A 21,484-nucleotide genomic window follows, 5' to 3' on the forward strand; every position below is an offset into this window, starting at 1 on the left:
CGCTCCCGGAGGGTTTTCCGTGCCGGCTGGAACGCTGTACCGCGGCCGGGAAGGCATGTGGTCGTGGGTGGCTCACCGAGTCACCGGCGTCCTCATTTTCTTCTTCCTGTTCGTGCACGTCCTGGACACCGCTCTCGTCCGCGTCTCCCCGGAGGCGTACGACGACGTCGTCGCGACGTACAAGACACCCGTCGTCAATGTGATGGAGTACGGCCTCGTCGCCGCCATCCTCTTCCACGCGCTCAACGGCCTCCGCGTCATCGCGGTGGACTTCTGGTCCAAGGGCCCGCGGTACCAGAAGCAGATGCTGTGGACCGTCGTGGGCGTCTGGATCGTCCTGATGGCCGGCGCCTTCTACCCCGTGCTCAGCCACACGCTGCACACGCTGTTCGGGAGCTGACGCAAGACATGTCCGCTGAAACCACCCCCGCGACCGCCGAAGGCGTCTCCCTCTACGACGTCGACAACCCGGCGCCGGTCATCGAGGCGCCGCGCAAGCGCACCAAGAAGACGCCGAAGGCGACCCGCACCAACTTCGAGCTGTACGGCTGGCTGTTCATGCGGCTGTCCGGCATCGTGCTCGTCGTCCTGGTCCTGGGCCACCTGCTGATCCAGCTGGTGCTGGACGGCGGTGTCACCAAGATCGGTTTCGCCTTCGTGGCCGGCCGCTGGGCCTCGCCGTTCTGGCAGGCGTGGGACCTGATCATGCTGTGGCTCGCCATGCTGCACGGCGCCAACGGCCTCCGTACGGTCATCAACGACTACGCGGAGCGGGACACCACCCGCTTCTGGCTGAAGATGCTGCTGTACACCGCCACGGTGTTCACCGTCCTGCTGGGCACGCTGGTGATCTTCACCTTCGACCCGAACATCCGCTAGAGCCCGGGGCTGACGCGACCATGAAGATCCACAAGTACGACACCGTCATCGTCGGCGCCGGTGGCGCCGGCATGCGCGCGGCCATCGAGTCGACGAAGCGCAGCCGCACCGCGGTGCTCACCAAGCTGTACCCCACCCGCTCCCACACCGGCGCGGCCCAGGGCGGCATGGCCGCCGCCCTCGCCAACGTCGAGGAGGACAACTGGGAGTGGCACACCTTCGACACGGTCAAGGGCGGTGACTACCTGGTCGACCAGGACGCCGCCGAGATCCTGGCGAAGGAGGCCATCGACGCGGTCCTCGACCTGGAGAAGATGGGCCTGCCGTTCAACCGCACCCCGGACGGCACCATCGACCAGCGCCGCTTCGGCGGTCACTCGCGCAACCACGGCGAGGCGCCGGTCCGCCGGTCCTGCTACGCCGCGGACCGCACCGGCCACATGATCCTCCAGACGCTGTACCAGAACTGCGTCAAGGAGGGCGTGGAGTTCTTCAACGAGTTCTACGTCCTGGACCAGCTGATCACCGAGGTGGACGGCGTCAAGAAGTCCGCCGGTGTGGTCGCCTACGAGCTGGCCACCGGCGAGATCCACATCTTCCAGGCGAAGTCGGTCATCTACGCCTCCGGTGGCACCGGCAAGTTCTTCAAGGTGACCTCCAACGCGCACACCCTCACCGGCGACGGCCAGGCGGCCTGCTACCGGCGCGGCCTGCCGCTGGAGGACATGGAGTTCTTCCAGTTCCACCCGACGGGCATCTGGCGCATGGGCATCCTGCTGACGGAGGGCGCCCGCGGTGAGGGCGGCATCCTCCGCAACAAGGACGGCGAGCGCTTCATGGAGAAGTACGCGCCGGTCATGAAGGACCTCGCGTCCCGTGACGTCGTCTCGCGCTCCATCTACACGGAGATCCGCGAGGGCCGCGGCTGCGGTCCCGAGGGCGACCACGTCTACCTGGACCTGACGCACCTGCCGCCGGAGCAGCTGGACGCCAAGCTGCCGGACATCACCGAGTTCGCGCGCACCTACCTCGGCATCGAGCCCTACACGGACCCGATCCCGATCCAGCCCACCGCGCACTACGCCATGGGCGGCATCCCGACCAACGTCGAGGGCGAGGTGCTGGCCGACAACGACACCGTCGTGCCGGGCCTGTACGCCGCCGGCGAGGTCGCCTGCGTGTCCGTCCACGGCGCCAACCGCCTGGGCACCAACTCGCTGCTGGACATCAACGTCTTCGGCAAGCGCGCGGGCATCGCCGCCGCCGAGTACGCGCACAAGGCCGACTTCGTCGAGCTGCCGGAGGACCCGGCCGCGTTCGTCCAGGAGCAGGTCGAGCGGCTGCGCGAGTCCACGGGCAGCGAGCGGGTCGCCGAGCTCCGCAAGGAGCTGCAGGAGACCATGGACGCCAACGTCATGGTCTTCCGCACCGAGCAGACCATCAAGACGGCCGTCGAGAAGATCGCCGAGCTGCGCGAGCGCTACAAGAACGTGTCCATCCAGGACAAGGGCAAGCGCTTCAACACCGACCTGCTGGAGGCCATCGAGCTGGGCAACCTGCTCGACCTGGCCGAGGTCATGGCGGTCTCCGCACTCGCGCGGAAGGAGTCCCGCGGCGGTCACTACCGCGAGGACTACCCCAACCGCGACGACGTCAACTTCATGCGCCACACCATGGCGTACCGCGAGGTCGACGCGGACGGCAGGGATTCGATCCGGCTCGACTACAAGCCGGTCGTGCAGACCCGCTACCAGCCCATGGAGCGTAAGTACTGATGAGCACCGCGATCGAAGACAAGGTGGAGGCCGCGAGCAAGGCCTCCCCCTACATCACGGTCACCTTCCGCGTCCGCCGGTTCAACCCGGAGGTCTCCGCCGAGGCGACCTGGCAGGACTTCGAGGTCGAGATCGACCCGAAGGAGCGCGTGCTCGACGGTCTGCACAAGATCAAGTGGGACCTGGACGGTTCGCTGACCTTCCGCCGGTCCTGCGCCCACGGCATCTGCGGCTCCGACGCCATGCGCATCAACGGCCGCAACCGCCTCGCGTGCAAGACCCTGATCAAGGACATCAACCCCGAGAAGCCGATCACGGTGGAGCCCATCAAGGGCCTCACGGTCCTGAAGGACCTCGTGGTCGACATGGAGCCCTTCTTCCAGGCGTACCGGGACGTGATGCCGTTCCTGATCACCAAGGGCAACGAGCCGACGCGCGAGCGCCTGCAGTCCGCCGAGGACCGCGAGCGCTTCGACGACACCACCAAGTGCATCCTGTGCGCCGCCTGCACGTCCTCGTGCCCGGTGTTCTGGAACGACGGCCAGTACTTCGGCCCGGCGGCGATCGTCAACGCGCACCGCTTCATCTTCGACTCGCGTGACGAGGCCGGGGAGCAGCGGCTGGAGATCCTGAACGACAAGGACGGCGTCTGGCGCTGCCGGACGACCTTCAACTGCACCGACGCCTGCCCGCGCGGCATCGAGGTGACGAAGGCGATCCAGGAGGTCAAGCGGGCGCTGATCACGCGCCGCTTCTGATCCCCGTCGTACGCACGAAGGGCCCCCGCTCCTCCCGGCGGTTTCTAGGGATCGTCGCAACACTGGGTTGGTTTGATCAGGCCGTGAGCAGTTTATGCAGGCGCTCGGCTGGGGTTTCCCAGCCGAGCGTTTTGCGTGGGCGGCCGTTGAGTTCGGCGGCGACGGCGTTGAGGTGCTCGCGGGGGTGGACCGAGAGGTCGGTGCCCTTGGGGAAGTACTGCCGCAGCAGGCCGTTGGTGTTCTCGTTCGATCCGCGCTGCCAGGGGCTGGCGGGGTCGCAGAAGTAGACGGGGATGTCGGTGGCGAGGGTGAAGGAGCCGTGGGCGGCCATCTCGGCGCCCTGGTCCCAGGTCAGTGAGCGGGTCAGGTGGCCGGGCAGGCTCTGGACGGTGTTCACCAGGGCGTCGCGCATGCGTTCCGCGCTGCGGCCGTCGGGGAGGTGCACCAGCATCGTGTAGCGGGTGGCGCGCTCGACCAGGGTGCCGATTGCCGAGCCGCTGTCCTTGCCGATGATGAGGTCGCCTTCCCAGTGGCCGGGCACGGCCCGGTCGTCGGCCTCGGCGGGGCGCTCGCCGATCATGATCATCGGGGTGGAGAACCTGGCCTGACGGTGCTGGGCCTGGCGGTGCGGTTTGCGGCGGGTACGTCCGGTGCGCAGGGCTCGGGTGAGTTCGCGGCGGAGTTCGCCGCGGCCCTGGACGTAGAGGGCCTGATAGACGGTCTCGTGGACCACGTGCATCTCCGGCCGCTCGGGGAAGTTCTCCCGCAGAGCCTGACAGATCTGCTCGGGACTCCACCGTAGGGCCAGGCGGGCCTGGATGAAGTCCCGCAGGGCAGGGTTCTGCCCGATCTTCCCGGTCTTGGGCCGGGGCCGGCGGGCATCAGCGCGGACCTGGGCGGCATAAGGCCGGTACTGGCCGTTGACCGGATGCCGGTTGCGGCGGATCTCACGGCTGACGGTGGACGGGCTGCGGCCCAGCTCCGCCGCGATGGCGCGGACCGTGGCCTTCTCCAGCAGCCGGTCGGCTATGTGGATGCGGTCGGCCTCGCACAGATACCGGGACGGGCCGGAAGGCGGTACCACCGCGTTGACCGGTGGTACCGCCTTCCGGCCGCCAGAGGCATGACGGCCGTTTCGCCAGCGCTTGCCTGTGCGGAGGTTGATGCCGACAATCCGGCTGGCCTCCGCGAAGCTCATTCCTTGATCCACAAGCCGGAAGTATTCCTCCCGTTTATGGATCAAAGGAGCATGCCCCGGACGCTTCCGTACCCTGCCGCTCTCGACGTCCATCGCACCCCTTGAACTGGGGTGTTGCGACGACCACTAGAACCCAAGCCCGGAGCGGGGGCCCTTCGGCGTTCACCCCGGCCGTTCCAGCTCCGCGATCGTCTCCTCCAGCCAGGCCAGTTCGGCGCGGGAGGTGGCGCGGGCGATGGTGAGGACGCCGCGCCGGAACGGGTCGTCCACGTCCTCGACGCCGAGCGGCCGGTCGCCGTCGTAGAAGAAGCTGCTCGGCTCGCGGAGGAACGCCAGCCGCCGGCGCAGCACTTCCGCCTGTGCCTGCCGGTCCGGCAGGTGGCGGAGGAAGGCGAGGAGTACGAACCAGCGGTTCTCGTCGGTGACGAACGGCTCCTCGGGCCGCCGCAGCCGCTCCAGGAACGTCCGCCGCCCCGCCTCGGTCAGGCTGAGCACGTGCCGGGGCGCCGCCACCGCGCCCTGTCGCGGCTCGCGGACGAGCAGTCCGGCCGTCTCCATGCGCTTGATCGCCGGGTACAGGGTGCCGTGGCTGATCGCCTTCACGTGACCGGTGAGACGGGCGATGCGGGTGCGCAGCTCATAGCCGTGCAGGGGCTCCTCGTGGAGGAACCCCTGGATGGCGAGATCCAACAGGCCGGACATGCCCGAGAGCTTAGCCGCGGGGCCCGGGACCCGAGCGATCAGGCGTTGACGAAGGTGAGGCTGGTCTCGTCGTACCGCGAGCCGGCGATCGCCTCGGCCGGGGCCGCCGCGTCGATGGCGGCGAGGTCGGCCGCGGAGAGTTCGAGCGCGGCGGCGGCGACGTTCTCCGTCAGGTACTTCTCGCGGCGGGTGCCCGGGATCGGGACGACGTCGTCGCCGCGGTGCTGGACCCAGGCCAGGGCCAGCTGGCCGGCGGTGACGCCGCGGTCGGCGGCCAGCGCCTCCAGCCGCTCGACGATGACCAGGTTCTTCTCCAGGTTGCCGTCGGCGAAGCGCGGCTGGGTGCGCCGGATGTCCGTCTGCTCCAGCGTGTCCACCGAGGTGTAGCGGCCGGTGAGGAAGCCGCGGCCGAGGGGCGAGAACGGGACGATGCCGATGCCGAGTTCGCGGCAGACGGGCAGCACCTCGGCCTCGATGTCGCGGGTCCAGAGCGACCACTCGCTCTGCAGCGCGGCGATCGGGTGGACGGCGTGTGCCCGACGGATGGTGGCGGCGCTCGCCTCGGAGAGGCCGAGGTGGCGCACCTTGCCCTCCGCCACCAGCTCGGCCATCGCCCCGACGGTCTCCTCGACGGGCACGTTCCGGTCGATCCGGTGCGCGTAGTAGAGGTCGATGTGGTCGAGGCCGAGGCGGCGCAGCGACGCCTCGCACGCCTGCCGGACGTACGCCGCGTCGCCGCGGATCACCGTGGGCTCGCCCAGCCGGTTGGCGAAGCCGAACTTGGTGGCCACGACGGCCTGTTCGCGCCGCCCGGGGGCGGCGAGGGCCCGTCCGATCAGCTCCTCGTTGTGGCCGCCGCCGTAGTAGTCGGAGGTGTCGAGGAGGGTGACGCCCAGGTCGAGGGCCCGGTGCAGGAGGGCGATGGACTGGTCGTCGTCCGACGCGCCGTACGCGTGGCTCATGCCCATGCAGCCGAGCCCCTGGGCGCCGACCGTGAGTCCGCCGAGTCGTCGGGTGGGAATGCTGGTCATAACCGGTGCCTCCTGGGGCGGTTGTGCTGCGCTGTCGTGTCAGACGTTAGGAGTTCGAGTCCACTCGAAGTCAAGCGCCGCCCGCGAGGAGTCCCGGGGAGCGGTTCAGTCCGTCGCCGGGTCGGTGAGGAAGCCGTTCATCCCGGCGATGATCTTCCAGCCGTCTTCCTCCTTCGAGATGACGTAGAGCGGCGCGCCCTTGGCGCCCTCGACGGGGTCGCCCGCCGGGGAGACCGGCGTCTGGACGACGTTGACGGCGATCACCTCGGGCCGGATGGCGAACATCCGGACGACGTCGTAGCGGACCGGCTGGTCGGGCAGGACGGCGAACACCTTGTGGGAGAGCTCGGTGATCTCCTCGCGGCCGGTGAGGCGCTTGCCCATGGCGTTGGTCCAGGTGGCGTTCCGCGCGTAGCAGTCGGCCAGGGCCGTGGCGTCCTTGGCGTTGAACGCGTCCTGGAGGGCGCGGACGACGTCGCGTACGGCGATGGCGACATCGGCGGGGACGACGTCGTGGAATTCGCTGGTCGTTGCCATGGTGAATACCGCTTTCTTGCCTTGTTCCGGGCTCCGGCCCGTCCGGACCGATGTCCCCTACTCAACAACCTCAACTCCGGTCGAGGTCAAGGCGGTCGGGCGGGCGGTGCGGAGGCTTCGGTTCCGGGTGCGGGGCCCGGTGACCGGAGGGAAGCGGTCCGCCGCCGGCCGGTGAACTGCCGGCCGGCGGCGGAGTCTGTCAGGTCGGGACGGGCCGGTGCCGGCCGGTCGGGTCGACCGCGAGGGGACGGGACCGGTCCGGCCGGTCAGATCCTGTCCAGGCGCCACAGCCGCCACAGCCCCGAGCCGTCCCTCAGGTACTGCGCCCCCGAGATGGACTCCTTGCTCACCACGAACTCCTTCTTCTGCCACAGCGGCAGCAGCGGCACGTCCTCCGCGATGATCTTCTGGATGGTGCGGTAGTCGTCCGTGCTTCCGTCGCGCCGGCCGTTCCGCTGGGCGTCACGGATCAGCTTGTCGATCCGGTCGTTGGAGTAGCCCGAGTAGAGCGTGTTCCCGGTGCCCACGAGCGGGCTGGTGAACGTGTCGGCGTCCGGGTAGTCGGCGACCCATCCCAGGAGGTACGCGTCGTACTCGCCCTTGGCCCGGCCCTGCTGGAACCGCGCCCACTCCACGTGCTCCGTGTCGATCCGGAACAGGCCCGTGGCCTCCAGCTGCTTCTTGATCAGGGCCGTCTCCTCGTCCGTGGAGACGCCCTTGGAGTAGGCCAGCTTGAAGCGCACCGGCGTCGTCACGCCCGCCGCCCGCAGCAGCCGGCCGGCGGCCTCCGCGTCCGGGCGGGGATAGCGGTCGAAGAAGGACGTCGTATGCCCGAAGAGGCCCTGCGGGATGAGGGAGTAGAGCGGTTCGACCGTCCGGTAGTGGACGTCCCGCGCCACCGCCACCCGGTCCAGGACGGACGCGACCGCGCGCCGGACGGCGACGTCCTTCACCGGGGACTTGCTCTTCAGGTTGAAGGCCAGGAAACGGGTGCTCGCCGAGGCGTTCTCGGTGACCCTGAAGTCGTTGTCGCCGAGGGAGAGTTTGGCGACGTCGGCGGCCGGCAGGTCGCGGGAGGCGACGTCGATGTCCTGCCGCTTCCAGGCGGCCATGAGGTCCTTGGGCTTGCCGAAGTACCGGACGGTGACCGGGTTTCCCGACGTCCGGTTGGCGCCCTTGTAGTGCGGGTTCGGCTTCAACTCGGCCTTGCCGTCCGGCTGGAAGGCCGTCAGCCGGTACGGACCGGAGCCGTCCAGTTCGTTGCCGGTCCGCAGCCTGTCGGCCGGATAGGTGCGGCTGTCCACGATCGACCCCACCCCGGACGCGATCTTGGACGGGAAGGTGGCGTCCGGCGTGCGCAGCCGGAAGGTCACCGTGTCGTCCCCCTCGGCGCGCACCGACTCCAGCGTCTCCAGCAGCACCGCGGGCCCCTGGTCCGACTTGATGCGCAGGATCCGGTCGAAGGAGAACTTGACGTCCTGGGCGGTGAGATCGTGTCCGTTGGCGAACTTCAGCCCGGACCTCAGGACGCAGGTGTACGTCCGCCGTTCGACGTCCCTGAAGCCGCAGCTCTTGGCGGCATCGGGCGTCGGCTTGTCGGTGCCCGGCGTGAACGTCAGCAACGTCTGGTAGACATTGCCGAAAAGCGACCACGAACCGACGTCGTAGACACCGGCCGGATCCAGCCCCATGGCCGAATCCGTGGTCCCCACGACGATCGGTTTCTCGTCCCCGTCGTCCGACGACAGGCTCGAACAGCCGCTCAACCCCACCGACATCAGCGCCAACGCCGCCACAATGACCTTGCTGCGGCTTCGCCTCCGGACCCCACGCATGGCTGCGCCCCCTTTCCGTGACGCGCCTCACCTAAACACACGAACGCGCGTGCGTCCGGGGAATCGGCCAAGTGATCGACTTACGGGGCCGACAGGCTGTCAGGGGCGTTGCCCGGGGAACCGCTATGAGGTGCGACGCAACGCCCTAACCCCACGCAACCCGATGAGGCCGATGACCGTCCCCAGAAGAAAAGAGGTGACCGCCAGCAGCAGATGCACCCAGAAGTACGCGGTCGGCTCGCCCGCGTCGTCGAAGGCGAGCCCGCTTCCGTCCTTCCAGAGATTCTTTGCGAAAGTGATCCAGATGAACCAGCTCCATACGCCGAAGGCGAGCAGGAACCAGGAGACGGGGCGGGAGAGGGACGCGGGGGTGCGAGGGGCTGTCGAGCCGGAGGGATTCACCATGGGTTTCAGTATGCGATCCGGAGCACGCACTGGTCCTATCGGGTCCTCGGCGGAAGCCCGGGCCACCGGCTCGCCCTCGGGAAGCGGGCGGAACGGTACGTTCACCGGCGTGCCGATGACGACATCACCGAACGCGACGCGCTCAGCGACGGCCCGCCGCCGTGGCGCGGCCCTCGTGGCCGCCTCCGCCTCGTTCCTGCTCCCCCTGGCCGCCGCGGCGCCGGCGCTCGCGGCCCCGCCCGCCCCTCACCACCCTTCCTCCAGTCACACCCCGTCCGCCCCGGGGAGCCCGAGCACGCACCCCGGAGGGACGCCCGGCGGGAAGCCGAGCGGGAAGCCGAGCGGGACGCCCGACGACGGCAAGGGCCGGCCGCCCAAACAGCCGCCGGCGAAGATGTCCGAGGTCGGCGGCGAGCTGCTGGGCAGGCCGGGCGTCCAGGTGCTGCGCGGGCCGGGCGCGCCCGAGCTGCCGAAGGACCTGAGCGGGGACGCCTGGCTGGTCGCCGACGCCGAGACCGGCGAGGTGCTGGCGGCGAAGAACGCCCACTGGCGGCTGGCGCCGGCCTCCACGCTGAAGATGCTCTTCGCCGACACCCTGCTGCCCAAGTTCCCCAAGGAGCAGCGGCACAAGGTGGTCGCCGCCGACCTGGAGGGCATGGGCGAGGGCAGCAGCCAGGTCGGGCTGAAGGAGGATTCCACCTATTCGGTGGAAGACCTCTGGCTCGGGGTCTTCCTCCGCTCCGGCAACGACGCGGTGCACGTGCTGTCCGCCATGAACGGCGGCGTGCAGCAGACCGTCCGGGACATGCAGGCGCACGCCGAGGAACTCCAGGCGAACGACACACACGTCGTCACCCCCGACGGCTACGACGCCGACGGGCAGGTCTCCAGCGCGTACGACCTCACGCTGTTCGCCCGCTCCGGCCTCCAGAAGCAGGACTTCCGGAAGTACTGCTCGACCGCCACCGCCCAGTTCCCCGGCGAGGAGCGGAAGGACGGGAAGCGGGAGACGTTCGGCATCCAGAACACCAACCGGCTGCTCACCGGCCAGGGCGTGCCCTTCTACAAGGGGATCGCGGGGGTGAAGAACGGGTCAACGACCAACGCCGGGAACACCTTCACCGGCGTCGCCCAGCATGACAACCGCAAGCTCCTGGTGACCGTGATGAACCCGGAGACCAAGGAGCCCAACGAGGTCTACAAGGAGGCGGCGCACCTGCTGGACTGGGGCTTCGAGGCGGCAGGCCACGTCAAGCCGGTGGGCACGCTCGTCGCGCCGCTGAACGCGCCCGGCAAGGACGGCGGGAAGGCCGGGGGCCAGTCCGGCGACAAGGCGCAGGCGTCGGTCGCCGGATCGTCCGGCTCGGGCGGCGGCGGGATGTGGACGGCCGTGGGGATCACCGGCGCCTCGGTGGTGGCGCTGGCCGCGGCGGCGTACGTGGTGCACCGCCGGTGGCCGCTGCCGGACCTGGCCAAGCGGCGGGGCGGCCGGTCCTGAACCCGTCGACGGGCGCCGCCCGGCCTTCCGGCCGGAGGCGCCCGTCACTCGTGCGAGTCCTCCGCCAGCAGGTCCGCGCCGGCCTTGTCGTGCCGCGTGGTGGCCGTCCAGGCGGCGCAGAACAGCAGCAGCTTGGCGATGAAGTTGATCCACAGCAGCAGGGCGATCGGGGTGCCGAACGCGCCGTACATGCTCTTGGCCGCCACCCCGCTCAGATAGCCGCCGATCACCAGCTTGAGCACCTCCAGGCCGACCGCGCCGAGCAGCGCGGCGATCAGCAGGGTGCGGGGGGCGGGCTGGACGCGGGGCAGCCGGGTGAGGACGTAGAGCAGCAGGAGGAAGTCGGCGAGCGCGGCGGCGCAGAACCCGGCGGCGGTGAGCAGGGCGCCGCCGGCGCCGGCGGTGGGCAGGCCGGTCTTGTCCGCCGACCAGGTGACGGCCGTCGTGGCGAAGGTCGAGCAGCCGAGGGACAGCAGGGTCGTCCCGCCGAGGCCGAGCAGCACGCCCGCGTCCCTGAGCCGCAGCAGGAACGGGTTGCCGGGGCTCTCCTCCAGCTCCCACACGGCCCGCAGGCACTCGCGCAGGGTGCCGATCCAGTTGACGCCGGTGAACAGCAGCAGGGCACCGGCCACGACGCCGACCGTGCCGGCGTTGTCCACCAGCGAGCCGATGTCGAGGGCGTTGGAGATGCCGGGCACCTGCTCGGCGAGCTTCTGCTCCAGGTCCTGCACCTGCTTGTCGCTGAGTATCGCGGCGGCGACGGCCGCGCCCAGGGTGAGCAGCGGGAACAGGGCGACGAAACTGGTGAAGGTGATCGCCGCGGCGAGCCGCGTCCACTTCACGCGGTCCAGGGTCTCGTACGAGCGCCACGCGTGCGTCCGCATCAGCCGGGCCGCGGCGGGCCCGACCACCGGCAGCCGGATCAACCAGTCCATGATCCACGTCTACCCCATGCGGGCGCCGCTCACCGCCCTGGAGGGGTGCGCGCCAGGGCGCACGCGAGGGGTGCACGCCGGGGCGCGCTCGCGTGAACCTGCGCCGTCGGCTGCGAACCCGCGCCGCCGGCGCTCAGCGGGAGGCGGCCGGCGGCCGGGACGCGCCCGTCTGGCGGGGCAGGGCGGCCGGGACGGGACCCGGACGGCCGAAGGGGTACTCGCGGTCGAGCCGCCAGACGCCGTCGGCCCCCTGCTCGTACAGGGCGAAGCCGTCGATCGTCCAGGCCGCCTCGTAGTCCGCCAGCTCCTCGTAGGCCCGGTCCATGGCCTCCTCGGCGATGCCGTGGGCGACGGTCACGTGCGGGTGGTACGGGAACTGGAGCTCGCGGGCCAGCGGACCGGACGCGTCCCGGATCCGCTTCTGCAGCCAGGAGCAGGCGGCGGAGCCCTCCACCACGTTGACGAAGACCACCGGCGAGAGCGGGCGGAAGGTGCCCGTCCCGGCCAGCCGCATGGGGAACGGGCGGCCGGCCGCGGCGACCTCGGCGAGGAACGCCTCGATCACGGGGAGCGACGACGCCTCGACCTCGGTGGGCGGGAGGAGGGTGACATGGGTGGGGATGCCGTGCGCGTGGGGGTCCCCGAAGCCCTCGCGGCGCTTCTGGAGGAAGCTGCCGTACGGCTCCGGGACCGCGATCGAAACGCCGAGCGTTACGGTCCCCATCGAGTTCTCCCTCCTGTGCGCCTGTAGGTCCCCGTGGTCAGTGTGGCGGCTGCGCCGCGTTCCCTGCCAGGTGTCCTGGTCCCGGGCGCGGGGAGGACGGCCGTCCTCCCTGCGCCTTCGGGCCGTCCGGACTTGTCCGGTGTGACGGACTTCTCACATCCGGGGTGATGCGGTCGCGGTGCGGCTCAGTGCTTGGCGGGCAGGAAGCCCACCTTGTCGTACGCCTGGGCGAGGGTCTCGGCCGCGACCGCGCGGGCCTTCTCGGCGCCCTTGGCCAGGACAGAGTCCAGCGTCTCCGGGTCGTCCAGATATTCCTGTGTACGGGCACGGAACGGCGTCACCCACTCCACCATCACGTCGGCGAGGTCGGTCTTGAGCGCACCGTAGCCCTTGCCCTCGTACTTCTGCTCCAGTTCCGCGATTCCCGTCCCGGTGAGCGTGGAGTAGATCGTGAGCAGGTTGCTGACGCCCGGCTTCTCCTCGGGGTCGAAGCGGATCACCGTGTCGGTGTCGGTGACGGCGCTCTTGATCTTCTTCGCGGAGACCTTGGGCTCGTCGAGCAGGTTGATCAGGCCCTTGGCGGTGGACGCCGACTTGCTCATCTTGGCCGTCGGGTCCTGGAGGTCGTAGATCTTCGCCGTCTCACGGACGATGTGCGCGGCGGGCAGCGTGAACGTGTCGCCGAACCGGCCGTTGAAGCGCTCGGCGAGGTCGCGGGTCAGCTCGATGTGCTGGCGCTGGTCCTCGCCGACCGGGACGGAGTCCGCCTGGTAGAGCAGGATGTCGGCGACCTGGAGGACCGGGTACGTGAAGAGGCCGACGGTCGTCCGGTCGGCGCCCTGCTTGGCCGACTTGTCCTTGAACTGCGTCATGCGGGACGCCTCGCCGAAGCCGGTGAGGCAGTTCATCACCCAGCCGAGCTGCGCGTGCTCGGGGACATGGCTCTGGATGAACAGCGTGCAGCGCTCGGGGTCGAGGCCGGCGGCGAGCAGCTGGGCGGCGGCGACGCGGGTGTTGGCGCGCAGCTCCGCGGGGTCCTGCGGGACGGTGATCGCGTGCAGGTCGACGACCATGTAGAACGCGTCGTGCGTCTCCTGCAGCGCCACGTACTGCCGGATGGCACCGAGGTAGTTGCCGAGGTGGAAGGAGCCGGCGGTGGGCTGGATACCGGACAGTGCGCGCGGACGATCAAGGGCCATGCGCACATTCTCTCAGGTACCGGCCCCGACTCGGTCCGGCGGTGGCCGCGCCGGTGTTAGAAAGGCGGACAACCGCATGCCCCGACCCGAACGGAGCACACGTTGAACGCCACCGAACGCAGCATCGCCGCCGCCGAGGCCCACGGCGCGCACAACTACCACCCCCTTCCGGTCGTGGTGGCGACCGCGGAGGGCGCGTGGATGACCGACGTCGAGGGGCGCCGCTACCTCGACATGCTCGCCGGATACTCGGCGCTCAATTTCGGCCACGGCAACCGCCGTCTCCTCGACGCCGCCAAGGCACAGCTCGAACGGGTGACTCTCACGTCCCGGGCGTTCCACCACGACCGGTACGCCGAGTTCTGTACCGAGCTCGCCGCGCTCTGCGGCAAGGACATGGTCCTGCCGATGAACACCGGCGCGGAGGCGATCGAGACCGCCGTCAAGACCGCCCGGAAGTGGGGCTACCGGGTCAAGGGCGTGCCGGACGGCCGGGCGAAGATCATCGTCGCCGACAACAACTTCCACGGCCGCACCACCACCATCGTCAGCTTCTCCACCGACCCCGAGGCCCGGGCCGACTACGGCCCCTACACCCCCGGCTTCGAGATCGTGCCCTACGGCGACCTGGCCGCCCTGGAGGCGGCCGTCGACGACAACACCGTGGCCGTGCTCCTGGAGCCGATCCAGGGCGAGGCGGGCGTCCTCGTCCCGCCGCCCGGCTACCTGGCCGGGGTACGCCGGCTGACCGCCGAGCGGAACGTCCTCTTCATCGCCGACGAGATCCAGTCCGCCCTCGGGCGCACCGGCCGCACCTTCGCCTGCGAGCACGAGGACGTCGTGCCCGACATGTACGTCCTGGGCAAGGCCCTCGGCGGCGGAGTCGTCCCCGTCTCCGCCGTCGTCGCCGACCGCGACGTCCTCGGCGTCTTCCGCCCCGGCGAACACGGCTCCACCTTCGGCGGCAACCCGCTCGCCTGCGCCGTCGCCCTGGAGGTCATCGCCATCCTCAAGACGGGCGAACACCAGGAACGCGCCACCCGCCTCGGCGAACACCTCCACCACGAGCTCGGACTGCTCGTCGGCACGGGCGCCGTGGAGGCGGTCCGCGGCCGGGGCCTCTGGGCCGGCGTCGACATCGCCCCGTCACTCGGGACCGCGCGGGAGGTGTCCGAGCGGCTCATGGAGCGGGGGGTGCTGGTGAAGGACACCCACGGGTCGACGATCCGGATCGCGCCGCCGCTGGTGATCTCGAAGGAAGACCTGGACTGGGGGCTGGAGCAGTTGCGGGCGGTGCTGGCGGGTTAGTGAGGGGTGCCCCCTTCGACCTCGGCACCGGCCGGGCCGCCACCCGGCCCGGCCGGTGCCGAGCCCGACCGCGGTGAACGGCGTCGGGGGCCGTCCGGCTGGGCCGAGCCGTCCGACGTCGTCACCTGAGCCGGCAGGCGCAGGCTCGGGCCGTCCGGCGCTCCGAGCCACACCCACTGGCTCTCCGCCGTGACGGTGACGCCGCACTCCGTCGGCGCCGGGGAGCCGGCCGCATGCCACGCGTCGAGCGCGTCCTCAAGCGCGTCCCACAGGGCGACCGGACCGCCCTGCCGGACGTTCCACACCCCGTTCCCCTGGGGCGTGAGGACGGCGAAGGAGCCGTCGGCACCGTCGAGCACGTACGTGCGCGGCGTGCCGTCGTCGGCCGGCAGGGAGAAGAAGCGGGCGCAGGGCATGGCGAGTTGTGCCATGAACCCGCTGTCGCCCGAGGTCAGCACGTCGGGTCCGTAGGGGGTGCCGCGAGAAACGCCGTCGTCCTGCGCGGGGATCACCCCGAGGCTCGTGGGGCCGTCCTGCTGCCGGGCGATCATGAAACTGGGGTCGCCGTCGATGAACCGGCCCTCGGCACGGCCGTCACGGCCGACAGTGAGACGGACAAGACCGAGTGAGCGCATCCACCCCCGGAGGGTGGCGAGGATGAGCCCACCGGGACGGGTCTGCCGTACCCATGCGTACGGAACGTGGCGAACGCCGCACGTGGCGATGGTGCGGTCGTAGGGGGCACCCGCGGGGGCCCCGGCGAGGCCGTCGCCGATGACGAGGCGCGGTGTGTACCCGCAGTGGCCGAGGGCTCCGCGTGCCCGGGCGGCGACGGCGGGATCCGTCTCGATGGACGTGACCCGGTCGGAGCCGAGGCGGTGGCACATGAGGGCGGTCGAGTACCCGGTACCGGTGCCGATCTCCATGACGGTCGTTCCATCGTCCACCCGAAGTTCTTCCAGCATGTGCACGACGAGGGCCGGCAGGGTCGAGGACGACGTCGGGTGCGCGCCGCTGACCGGCTTCGGGTCGTCCCAGTCGCTCTCTTGGCCGTCGAACTGCGTGACGAGGGTTTCGTCGGAGTACGCCTGCCGCAGCCATTCTTCGACGCCGACGAGGCCGGCCGTGACGGGGGCCCAGGTCGTCAGGCCGGGGGCGTCGGTCTCGCGGTAGAAGCAGCGGACGAACTCGTGCCGGGGAACGGCCTCGACGGCCGCGCGCCACGCCGGGCTGCGCAGCCAACCGTCGTCGGCGAGATGCGCCGCGAGTCGATGCCGCAGAGTGGTTGCGGTGGGGACGACGTCAGGTGCCATGCGTGCCTCGTTCCAGTAGGTCGGCGAGGGCGGCGGTCATGGACAGGCCCGTGGGGGGCTCCATCCACGCCCATTGCCCGGAAGGGTTGCACTCGATGAACACCCACTCGCCGGAGGCGGTGAGGGCGAAGTCGAATGCGCCGAAGACGAGCCCGAAGTGCCGGAGATAGGCGAAGGCCGCGTGCGCTACGTCCGGCGGCGGGATGACAGGGGTGTACGTGTGAGTGCCGTAATCGGTGCGCCAGTCGAGAAGCCCGGAATCGATGCGCACCGCGAATATGCGGCGCCCGATCACGGTCACGCGGACGTCCGCGGCCTTCTCCACCTGTACTTGGAAGAGGTGCATGGTGCCGGTGAGGGCGTCGTCGATCTCGTCGGCCTGGACCGCGGTGACGGGCACGGTCTGCGCCTTGCCGTCAACCAAGTAGAGCGGCACGGAGATCGGTTTGAAGATGACGGGGCCGTGCCGCTTGATGAAGGCACGGGCGTCGTCGGGCCGGTTGGTGATCAGCGTGGAGGGGACGGTGAAGCCGCACGCGGCGGCGGTGGCGAGGCCGGCGGGTTTGTACTCGGCGTCGCCGATGCGGTGCGGGTGGTTGACGTACAGGCAGTCGGGGAGCGAGACGAGAACGCCACCCAGGCCGTATCGGGCTTGAGCGGCGGCGAACCGGGCGTCCTGGGGATCGAGGTAGGGAAAGGCAAATCCTGAGGGGCGCCGGTAGTACAAGGACCGGACGGAGCCCAACTCGGCAATGCGCGTGGCCGTCCGCACGCTTCCGCGCCATTGTCCCGCCTCTCCACCGATGAAGGCGGAGCACGCGAGGGTGGCGGGGAAGTCACCCGAGTCGAACCGCACGACCGGAACGCCCCGGTCGTGCAGCTCGGTGATCACCAGGTCGGCGGTCGGGTCGTCAAGATTGGTGACGACCGCCACCGGGCGGGGACCCGTCACTGGTCGGTGTCGTTTCCCGTGTCGCTGTCGGGCGAGTCACTGTTGCGGTCGCCCTGGCCCGTGGTGCCGGTCGGCGGGTTGGTACCGGACGACGTGCCGTGCCCCGGCGCCGCCATCACCGCGCCGGCGGCGTCGAGGTAACGGGCGGTCTGCGTGCTCGCGTCCAGTTCGACGCGGGCGTATTGGTGCCCCTTGACGGGCGGGTACGGGGCGATACGGCGCAGCGCCCACGGGGTGGGGGTCTCTTGCCCCTGCGGGAGCGGTGTCCCGGTGGGGAAACGGTCGGCGTAACGGAACATCGCGAGCCTTTCCATGCGGAGACGGACAGGACTGTGGCGGTAGGAGGACAAGCGGCGAGCGATTCGGCCCGGGTGGCTGGGGGCGGACAGGGGTGGATCAGGCTTCGCGACGGCTCGTTCGTCCGTTGAGGCGGGAACGGGGGCGCGCGCGGGTGGTGCCCCAGCGGACCGTACCGCCCTGCACGCCGGCTTCGATGAAGCGGGAAAGGGCCTCTGGGGTGCGGGCGACGGGTGTCGGCTCGAACGAGAGCGTCAGGCGCACGGGGCAGCCGGCGGCGACGTGCTGCTGCCACTCCCGTCCAGTGCCGGGGATGTGGAGTTCCCACCAGTCGTCGCCGTAGTCGAGACGGGCGACCCCGTGGTGCAGGGTTATCCGCGATCCGACATAGCGGGGTTCTTCCTCGATGGGGCCCAGGCCCAGACAGAAGGACAGGGCGCGCATGCCGGCCTCGATCCACTCGGCGGTTTCACCGGCCCGCCGGGGCGGGGCGTGGGTCAGCAGCAGGTGGGCGACGGGGCCGGTGTCCGTGTGACGCACTCCATGGCTGTAGGTGAGACCGGCGAGGAATCCGAGGCTCGGAGTGATCCGCGTCGCCATCACCGCGGTCTCACCTCCGCCCATACGGCCTTGCCGATCGGCCTGTGGGTGGTCCCCCACGTGGCACAGGCATCGACGATGTGCAGGCCACGACCCCGGGGACACTCTTCACTCATGGGCCTCAACCGAGGCTCGCGGCGCACGGAGTCGTAGACCTCGATACGGGTGCGGGTGTCGGTGGCGTCCACGATGATGCGTAGCCGGTCACCAGGGTTGCTGCCGTAGCGAACGGAGTTGGTCGCCAGCTCGGACACAACGAGCGTGACGGCGAACATGTATGCGTCGTTCGGATCCGCCACGGCGAGCTTGACGGCCTCCCGGGCGTAGGCGCGGGCCATGGCGGGCGCCTGCTCGGTGGCGGGCAGGGTGAGATGCGGCGGCTGGCCAGCGGAGGCGCAAGCACGGAGTGCCGGTGTGAAGGCGCTCACCTCTCACACCCCCGTGTCCGTTCGCGACGCTGGATCAGCCTTTCGAACTGGATCTGGGACATCAGGACCTCGGACGGTGTCAGAAGCAGCGCCGATTCGACGTTGCTGCCGTCCTCGAAGTGCACTTGGACGTACATGACCGCTCGTTGGGCGCGGTGGTCATACTGAGCGTCGCGTTTCAGCAGCGTGACGTGCGTGACCGGAACGGGCACCATGCGGAGGGTGGAGCCGTCGGAAGGCGCGGACCATTCCTTTCCGCCGCCCGGTAGGCGCAGCTTGTACGTCTTCGCACCCTCGCGGGGGAGGGCCACGACGACGCCGATCCGTCCACCCGCCCCGAGGTCGAAGGCGAGGTCACCCAAACGAGGGTGGTACGGCTCCCCCGTCCCCATCTTCCGCTTTACGAACGGCAGTTGCTCCGAAGTCGTATCGGCCATGCTCCGAAGTTAGGAGGTGGCCGGCCACCGAATATGAACCGAAGGAATACCGCTCTCATCCGTCGAGGTGGAACCGGTCTGACATGCGGCGCAGCTTCTCGCGGGTGGACGCTCGTTCCGCGTACACGATGCTGCGGAGGGTTGACCGGGCGATGGGGTGGTTGCGGATGAGCTGGGGTGCGATGCGCTCGGCCTTTTCCAGCTCGGCCAGCGCGGCATCTCTACTGCCGTCCCACAACCAGGCACGAGCGAGTTCCATGTGGTGGTGCCCTCGACGGGAGCTGGGGAGCGAGGCGATCAGCTCTGGGCTCGTGCGTCGGTGTATGGCCAGTGCCCGCCGCTGGTCCCGCATCTCAAGGGCAACACTGATGGCATGGATCTGCACGTTGCCAGGCGAGAACGTCAGGGAGTGCCGGTCATAGACAGGCGGACCGACGTACTCGGCCAGCCTGTCGGCCGCGGCTTTTGCGTGCGCGATACGGTCCTCGGCCTCTGACCGGCGGTTGCCGCGTGCCGCGGAGACGGCGGCCCGGAGCTGGAGTGAACCCCACGCGCGGACGGCGAGTGGTTCACCCTGGTCATAGCCTTCTTGAACACTGCGAATGGCCTTGTCCGACAGGGTGGTTGCGTCTTCCCAGTCCGCGGTCGCCCACATGTCCCATACGCGCATCCAGTCGGCCACGGCGGGCATGACCGGGTCGCCGGAGAGACGGGCGGACCAAGCCGCCCGTTCACACGACATGGCGACCAACTCAGGGTGGCCCAGGGCGTGGGCTGCGGTGTGCGCGAACTTGCAGCACACCGCGTAGATGGCAAAAGCCTCTTCCCGCTCGTGGCCCGTGCAGACCTCCGCCAGGGCCCGGGCCTCGCGTAGGAGGTCGGGGAGCACCTCCATGATCGCCACGTTGGCCGCGGCGTCCCTGAGGCGGTGAAGCCGGGTGGTCTCCTGCCAGAGCTGCCGGGCCGGCCGCGGGGTTCCGGCGAAGACCGGGGTCAAGTCGTAGCGGCGAAGCTCCCGGAGGATCGAAGAGGCGGCGACTTGCCATTGGTTCTCGCCAGGGCTGCTGTTGTAGGGCCGTCCGATGAGATCGTTCGGGTGGATGTGCAGCTCACTGGCCAGCCGGTTCAGGAGGCCCACACGATCGATTTCGATCAGGCCCCGCTCCATCTTCGATACCCACCCCTGAGACTTTCCCAGGGCGACCGCGAGGTCGGCCTGGGCCATGCCCAGTCGGAGTCGCGCACGGCGTGCTCGGCGTCCGATCTCCTCGGCTTCTTCCAACATCAACGCACCTCATTCGGAGTGAGGCGCCGGTGGCGCTCAGGCGGGCGGCGAGGCATCGGGTGCTCCATCCGTCGGGCTCGTACCCCTGCACCGTACCTACAGCCTGCACGGCGTGTGGAGGGCCACCTGGCGGGAAGCTGTCCGGTGCAAGGCCGGGCGACGGGGCGCCCGGTGACCCGCCCGGTCCGGCGCTAAAGGATCACGTGGGGCAGGAACCGCGCGTAGCCGTCCGTCACCAGTCCGGAGGACTCCCGTATGCCGAGCCCCGCCGGTTCGTCCTCCACGACCCACGCGCCCAGCACCACGTGGTTCCCGTCGAACGACGGCAGCGGCGCCAGTTCCTGGTAGCAGCAGGGCTCGTCCCGGAGCGCCGGGGCGGCGTCGTCCGGCGGGTGGACCGTCACGCCCGCCCCCTCCCGGCCGAGCAGCGGTTTCGCGACGTAGCCCGTCGTACGGGCGAGGTCCCGTGGGCCGTCCAGGTACGCCGGGAGGAGGTTCGGGTGTCCGGGGTACAGGTCCCACAGGACGGCGAGGAGCGCCTTGTTGGAGAGGAGCATCTTCCACGCCGGCTCGATCCACAGCGTGGACCCCGTGCCGCCGCCGTTGTCGAGGGTGTCCAGGACGTGGGGGCCGAAGTCGTCGGAGACCAGCCATTCCCAGGGGTAGAGCTTGAAGCAGGCGCGGAGGAAGCCGTAGCGCTCGTCGACGAAGCGGTGGGATATGCGGTCCCAGCCGATGTTCTCCATGGAGATGGCGCGGGTCTCCAGGCCGGCCTGGGCGGCGGTCTCGCGGAGGTAGGCGACGGTCATCAGGTCCTCGCCGAGCTCGTCGCCGGCGGAGTGGGCGAAGTGGACCGGTGTGCCGGGCGGGAGCAGGGCGGCCTGCCGGCGCCAGGCGTCGACGAGGCGTTCGTGCAGGGAGTTCCACTGGTCGGCGTCGGGGGTGTCGGCGAAGCGCTCCTCCATCCAGAACCACTGCGGGCTCGCGGCCTCCACCAGGGAGGTGGGGGTGTCGGCGTTGTACTCCAGCAGCTTGGCGGGGCCCGTCCCGTCGTAGCGGAGGTCGAACCGGCCGTAGAGCGACGGCAGTTCGTCCCGGCGGTGCCAGGACTCGGCTATCAGGGCGGTCAGCCGGGGGTCGGTGATCCCCAGGTCGGCGAAGCGGCCGGTGTCCACGAGGTGCGCGGCGGCGGCCAGGCACATCGTGTGCAGCTCGGCTACGGTCTCCTCCAGCGCCTCGATCTCGGGCGGGGTGAAGGAGTAGTAGGCGCTCTCGTCCCAGTACGGGCGCAGTTCGCCGTCGGGGTGGCGGGTGAGCGGGTAGATGAGGCCCTGTTCCTCGACGGTCTCCTGCCAGCCGGGGCGCGGGGTGGTGCGGTGGCGGCGCAC

At 70.0% G+C, this 21,484-nt stretch carries 23 protein-coding genes; 6 read left to right on the forward strand and 17 right to left on the reverse strand.

Annotated elements, in window-relative coordinates; translation table 11 throughout:
- The first annotated feature begins 19 nt into the window (after positions 1-19).
- From sdhC to K7I03_RS12375, 4 genes are read left to right on the forward strand one after another with little or no spacing between them, the layout of a single operon-like run.
- Entirely contained in the window at positions 20-400 is a 381-nt protein-coding gene (gene sdhC / locus K7I03_RS12360; protein WP_185941948.1) for a succinate dehydrogenase, cytochrome b556 subunit, read from the forward strand.
- Positions 401-408: 8 nt separating this feature from the next.
- Positions 409-879 (forward strand): succinate dehydrogenase hydrophobic membrane anchor subunit, encoded by a 471-nt coding sequence (locus K7I03_RS12365; protein ID WP_004944539.1) that lies wholly within the window; start codon positions 409-411, stop codon positions 877-879.
- A gap of 20 nt (positions 880-899) precedes the next feature.
- Positions 900-2,654 (forward strand): succinate dehydrogenase flavoprotein subunit, encoded by a 1,755-nt coding sequence (gene sdhA, locus K7I03_RS12370; protein ID WP_185941949.1) that lies wholly within the window; start codon positions 900-902, stop codon positions 2,652-2,654.
- Entirely contained in the window at positions 2,654-3,412 is a 759-nt protein-coding gene (locus K7I03_RS12375) for a succinate dehydrogenase iron-sulfur subunit (protein ID WP_185941950.1), read from the forward strand. The genes sdhA and K7I03_RS12375 overlap by 1 nt, the downstream gene beginning before the upstream one ends.
- Positions 3,413-3,488: 76 nt before the next feature.
- Here the strand turns inward: K7I03_RS12375 and K7I03_RS12380 are convergent, their stop codons facing one another.
- The 6 genes from K7I03_RS12380 to K7I03_RS12405 all read right to left on the reverse strand — a co-directional run bounded on the left by K7I03_RS12380 (position 3,489) and on the right by K7I03_RS12405 (position 9,120).
- A complete protein-coding gene (locus K7I03_RS12380; RefSeq protein ID WP_185946280.1) occupies positions 3,489-4,610 on the reverse strand; it encodes an IS30 family transposase in 1,122 nt (373 codons plus the stop codon).
- A gap of 162 nt (positions 4,611-4,772) precedes the next feature.
- Positions 4,773-5,303, reverse strand: a complete 531-nt coding sequence (locus K7I03_RS12385; protein WP_185941639.1) for a PadR family transcriptional regulator — start codon at positions 5,301-5,303, stop codon at positions 4,773-4,775.
- 47 nt (positions 5,304-5,350) lie between these two features.
- Positions 5,351-6,343, reverse strand: a complete 993-nt coding sequence (locus K7I03_RS12390) for an aldo/keto reductase (RefSeq protein WP_185941352.1) — start codon at positions 6,341-6,343, stop codon at positions 5,351-5,353.
- A gap of 105 nt (positions 6,344-6,448) precedes the next feature.
- On the reverse strand, positions 6,449-6,880 hold the full coding sequence (locus K7I03_RS12395) for an SgcJ/EcaC family oxidoreductase (RefSeq protein WP_185941353.1): 432 nt from the start codon (positions 6,878-6,880) through the stop codon (positions 6,449-6,451).
- Positions 6,881-7,146: 266 nt separating this feature from the next.
- Positions 7,147-8,715, reverse strand: a complete 1,569-nt coding sequence (locus K7I03_RS12400; protein ID WP_185941354.1) for an ABC transporter substrate-binding protein — start codon at positions 8,713-8,715, stop codon at positions 7,147-7,149.
- A gap of 123 nt (positions 8,716-8,838) precedes the next feature.
- A complete protein-coding gene (locus K7I03_RS12405) occupies positions 8,839-9,120 on the reverse strand; it encodes an SCO4848 family membrane protein (RefSeq protein WP_185941355.1) in 282 nt (93 codons plus the stop codon).
- A 115-nt stretch (positions 9,121-9,235) separates the two neighbouring features.
- Between K7I03_RS12405 and K7I03_RS12410 the strand changes: the two genes are divergently transcribed.
- A complete protein-coding gene (locus tag K7I03_RS12410; RefSeq protein ID WP_313772142.1) occupies positions 9,236-10,618 on the forward strand; it encodes a D-alanyl-D-alanine carboxypeptidase family protein in 1,383 nt (460 codons plus the stop codon).
- A gap of 44 nt (positions 10,619-10,662) precedes the next feature.
- On the opposite strand, the gene K7I03_RS12415 is transcribed toward K7I03_RS12410, so the two are convergent.
- From K7I03_RS12415 to trpS, 3 genes are all read right to left on the reverse strand, one after another.
- Positions 10,663-11,553 (reverse strand): YihY/virulence factor BrkB family protein, encoded by an 891-nt coding sequence (locus tag K7I03_RS12415; RefSeq protein ID WP_185941356.1) that lies wholly within the window; start codon positions 11,551-11,553, stop codon positions 10,663-10,665.
- 133 nt (positions 11,554-11,686) lie between these two features.
- Positions 11,687-12,277, reverse strand: a complete 591-nt coding sequence (locus K7I03_RS12420) for a 2'-5' RNA ligase family protein (RefSeq protein ID WP_185941357.1) — start codon at positions 12,275-12,277, stop codon at positions 11,687-11,689.
- A gap of 185 nt (positions 12,278-12,462) precedes the next feature.
- Positions 12,463-13,476: a tryptophan--tRNA ligase gene (trpS, locus tag K7I03_RS12425; RefSeq protein WP_185941358.1), complete on the reverse strand. Its 1,014-nt coding sequence runs from the start codon at positions 13,474-13,476 to the stop codon at positions 12,463-12,465.
- A gap of 102 nt (positions 13,477-13,578) precedes the next feature.
- On the opposite strand from trpS, the gene rocD reads away from it, so the two are divergent.
- Positions 13,579-14,784 (forward strand): ornithine--oxo-acid transaminase, encoded by a 1,206-nt coding sequence (rocD, locus tag K7I03_RS12430; protein WP_185941359.1) that lies wholly within the window; start codon positions 13,579-13,581, stop codon positions 14,782-14,784.
- Here rocD and tgmC read toward each other — a convergent pair.
- From tgmC to K7I03_RS12470, 8 genes are all read right to left on the reverse strand, one after another.
- Positions 14,781-16,097 (reverse strand): ATP-grasp peptide maturase system methyltransferase, encoded by a 1,317-nt coding sequence (gene tgmC / locus K7I03_RS12435; protein WP_185941360.1) that lies wholly within the window; start codon positions 16,095-16,097, stop codon positions 14,781-14,783. The genes rocD and tgmC overlap by 4 nt on opposite strands.
- The gene (gene tgmB, locus K7I03_RS12440; RefSeq protein WP_185941361.1) at positions 16,087-17,049 is read right to left on the reverse strand and encodes an ATP-grasp ribosomal peptide maturase; all 963 of its coding nucleotides are present in this window, start codon (positions 17,047-17,049) and stop codon (positions 16,087-16,089) included. Before tgmB ends, tgmC begins: the two co-directional genes overlap by 11 nt.
- Positions 17,046-17,348: a putative ATP-grasp-modified RiPP gene (gene tgmA / locus K7I03_RS12445; RefSeq protein WP_185941641.1), complete on the reverse strand. Its 303-nt coding sequence runs from the start codon at positions 17,346-17,348 to the stop codon at positions 17,046-17,048. Before tgmA ends, tgmB begins: the two co-directional genes overlap by 4 nt.
- Before the next feature lie 97 nt (positions 17,349-17,445).
- Positions 17,446-17,946, reverse strand: coding sequence for a hypothetical protein (locus K7I03_RS12450; RefSeq protein WP_185941362.1), 501 nt, complete (start codon positions 17,944-17,946; stop codon positions 17,446-17,448).
- Entirely contained in the window at positions 17,946-18,374 is a 429-nt protein-coding gene (locus K7I03_RS12455; protein ID WP_224347015.1) for an ATP-binding protein, read from the reverse strand. The genes K7I03_RS12450 and K7I03_RS12455 overlap by 1 nt, the downstream gene beginning before the upstream one ends.
- Entirely contained in the window at positions 18,371-18,811 is a 441-nt protein-coding gene (locus tag K7I03_RS12460) for a hypothetical protein (protein ID WP_185941363.1), read from the reverse strand. The genes K7I03_RS12455 and K7I03_RS12460 overlap by 4 nt, the downstream gene beginning before the upstream one ends.
- 55 nt (positions 18,812-18,866) lie before the next feature.
- On the reverse strand, positions 18,867-20,096 hold the full coding sequence (locus K7I03_RS12465; RefSeq protein ID WP_224347016.1) for a helix-turn-helix domain-containing protein: 1,230 nt from the start codon (positions 20,094-20,096) through the stop codon (positions 18,867-18,869).
- A gap of 191 nt (positions 20,097-20,287) precedes the next feature.
- Complete coding sequence (locus tag K7I03_RS12470; protein ID WP_185941643.1) at positions 20,288-21,484, reverse strand: glutathionylspermidine synthase family protein; 1,197 nt, start codon at positions 21,482-21,484, stop codon at positions 20,288-20,290.

The sequence above is a fragment of the Streptomyces mobaraensis genome, assembly GCF_020099395.1.
Classification (GTDB): Bacteria; Actinomycetota; Actinomycetes; order Streptomycetales; family Streptomycetaceae; genus Streptomyces.

What these genes read in the sequence shown, in the direction of transcription:
- K7I03_RS12365 (WP_004944539.1), top strand. Translation starts at nt 409, where the DNA reads ATGTCCGCTGAAACCACCCCCGCGACCGCCGAAGGCGTCTCCCTCTAC.
- sdhA (WP_185941949.1), top strand. Translation starts at nt 900, where the DNA reads ATGAAGATCCACAAGTACGACACCGTCATCGTCGGCGCCGGTGGCGCC.
- K7I03_RS12375 (WP_185941950.1), top strand. Translation starts at nt 2,654, where the DNA reads ATGAGCACCGCGATCGAAGACAAGGTGGAGGCCGCGAGCAAGGCCTCC.
- K7I03_RS12380 (WP_185946280.1), bottom strand. Translation starts at nt 4,610, where the DNA reads ATGAGCTTCGCGGAGGCCAGCCGGATTGTCGGCATCAACCTCCGCACA.
- K7I03_RS12390 (WP_185941352.1), bottom strand. Translation starts at nt 6,343, where the DNA reads ATGACCAGCATTCCCACCCGACGACTCGGCGGACTCACGGTCGGCGCC.
- K7I03_RS12395 (WP_185941353.1), bottom strand. Translation starts at nt 6,880, where the DNA reads ATGGCAACGACCAGCGAATTCCACGACGTCGTCCCCGCCGATGTCGCC.
- K7I03_RS12400 (WP_185941354.1), bottom strand. Translation starts at nt 8,715, where the DNA reads ATGCGTGGGGTCCGGAGGCGAAGCCGCAGCAAGGTCATTGTGGCGGCG.
- K7I03_RS12405 (WP_185941355.1), bottom strand. Translation starts at nt 9,120, where the DNA reads ATGGTGAATCCCTCCGGCTCGACAGCCCCTCGCACCCCCGCGTCCCTC.
- K7I03_RS12410 (WP_313772142.1), top strand. Translation starts at nt 9,236, where the DNA reads ATGACGACATCACCGAACGCGACGCGCTCAGCGACGGCCCGCCGCCGT.
- K7I03_RS12415 (WP_185941356.1), bottom strand. Translation starts at nt 11,553, where the DNA reads ATGGACTGGTTGATCCGGCTGCCGGTGGTCGGGCCCGCCGCGGCCCGG.
- K7I03_RS12420 (WP_185941357.1), bottom strand. Translation starts at nt 12,277, where the DNA reads ATGGGGACCGTAACGCTCGGCGTTTCGATCGCGGTCCCGGAGCCGTAC.
- trpS (WP_185941358.1), bottom strand. Translation starts at nt 13,476, where the DNA reads ATGGCCCTTGATCGTCCGCGCGCACTGTCCGGTATCCAGCCCACCGCC.
- tgmC (WP_185941360.1), bottom strand. Translation starts at nt 16,097, where the DNA reads ATGGCACCTGACGTCGTCCCCACCGCAACCACTCTGCGGCATCGACTC.
- tgmA (WP_185941641.1), bottom strand. Translation starts at nt 17,348, where the DNA reads ATGTTCCGTTACGCCGACCGTTTCCCCACCGGGACACCGCTCCCGCAG.
- K7I03_RS12450 (WP_185941362.1), bottom strand. Translation starts at nt 17,946, where the DNA reads ATGGCGACGCGGATCACTCCGAGCCTCGGATTCCTCGCCGGTCTCACC.
- K7I03_RS12460 (WP_185941363.1), bottom strand. Translation starts at nt 18,811, where the DNA reads ATGGCCGATACGACTTCGGAGCAACTGCCGTTCGTAAAGCGGAAGATG.
- K7I03_RS12465 (WP_224347016.1), bottom strand. Translation starts at nt 20,096, where the DNA reads ATGTTGGAAGAAGCCGAGGAGATCGGACGCCGAGCACGCCGTGCGCGA.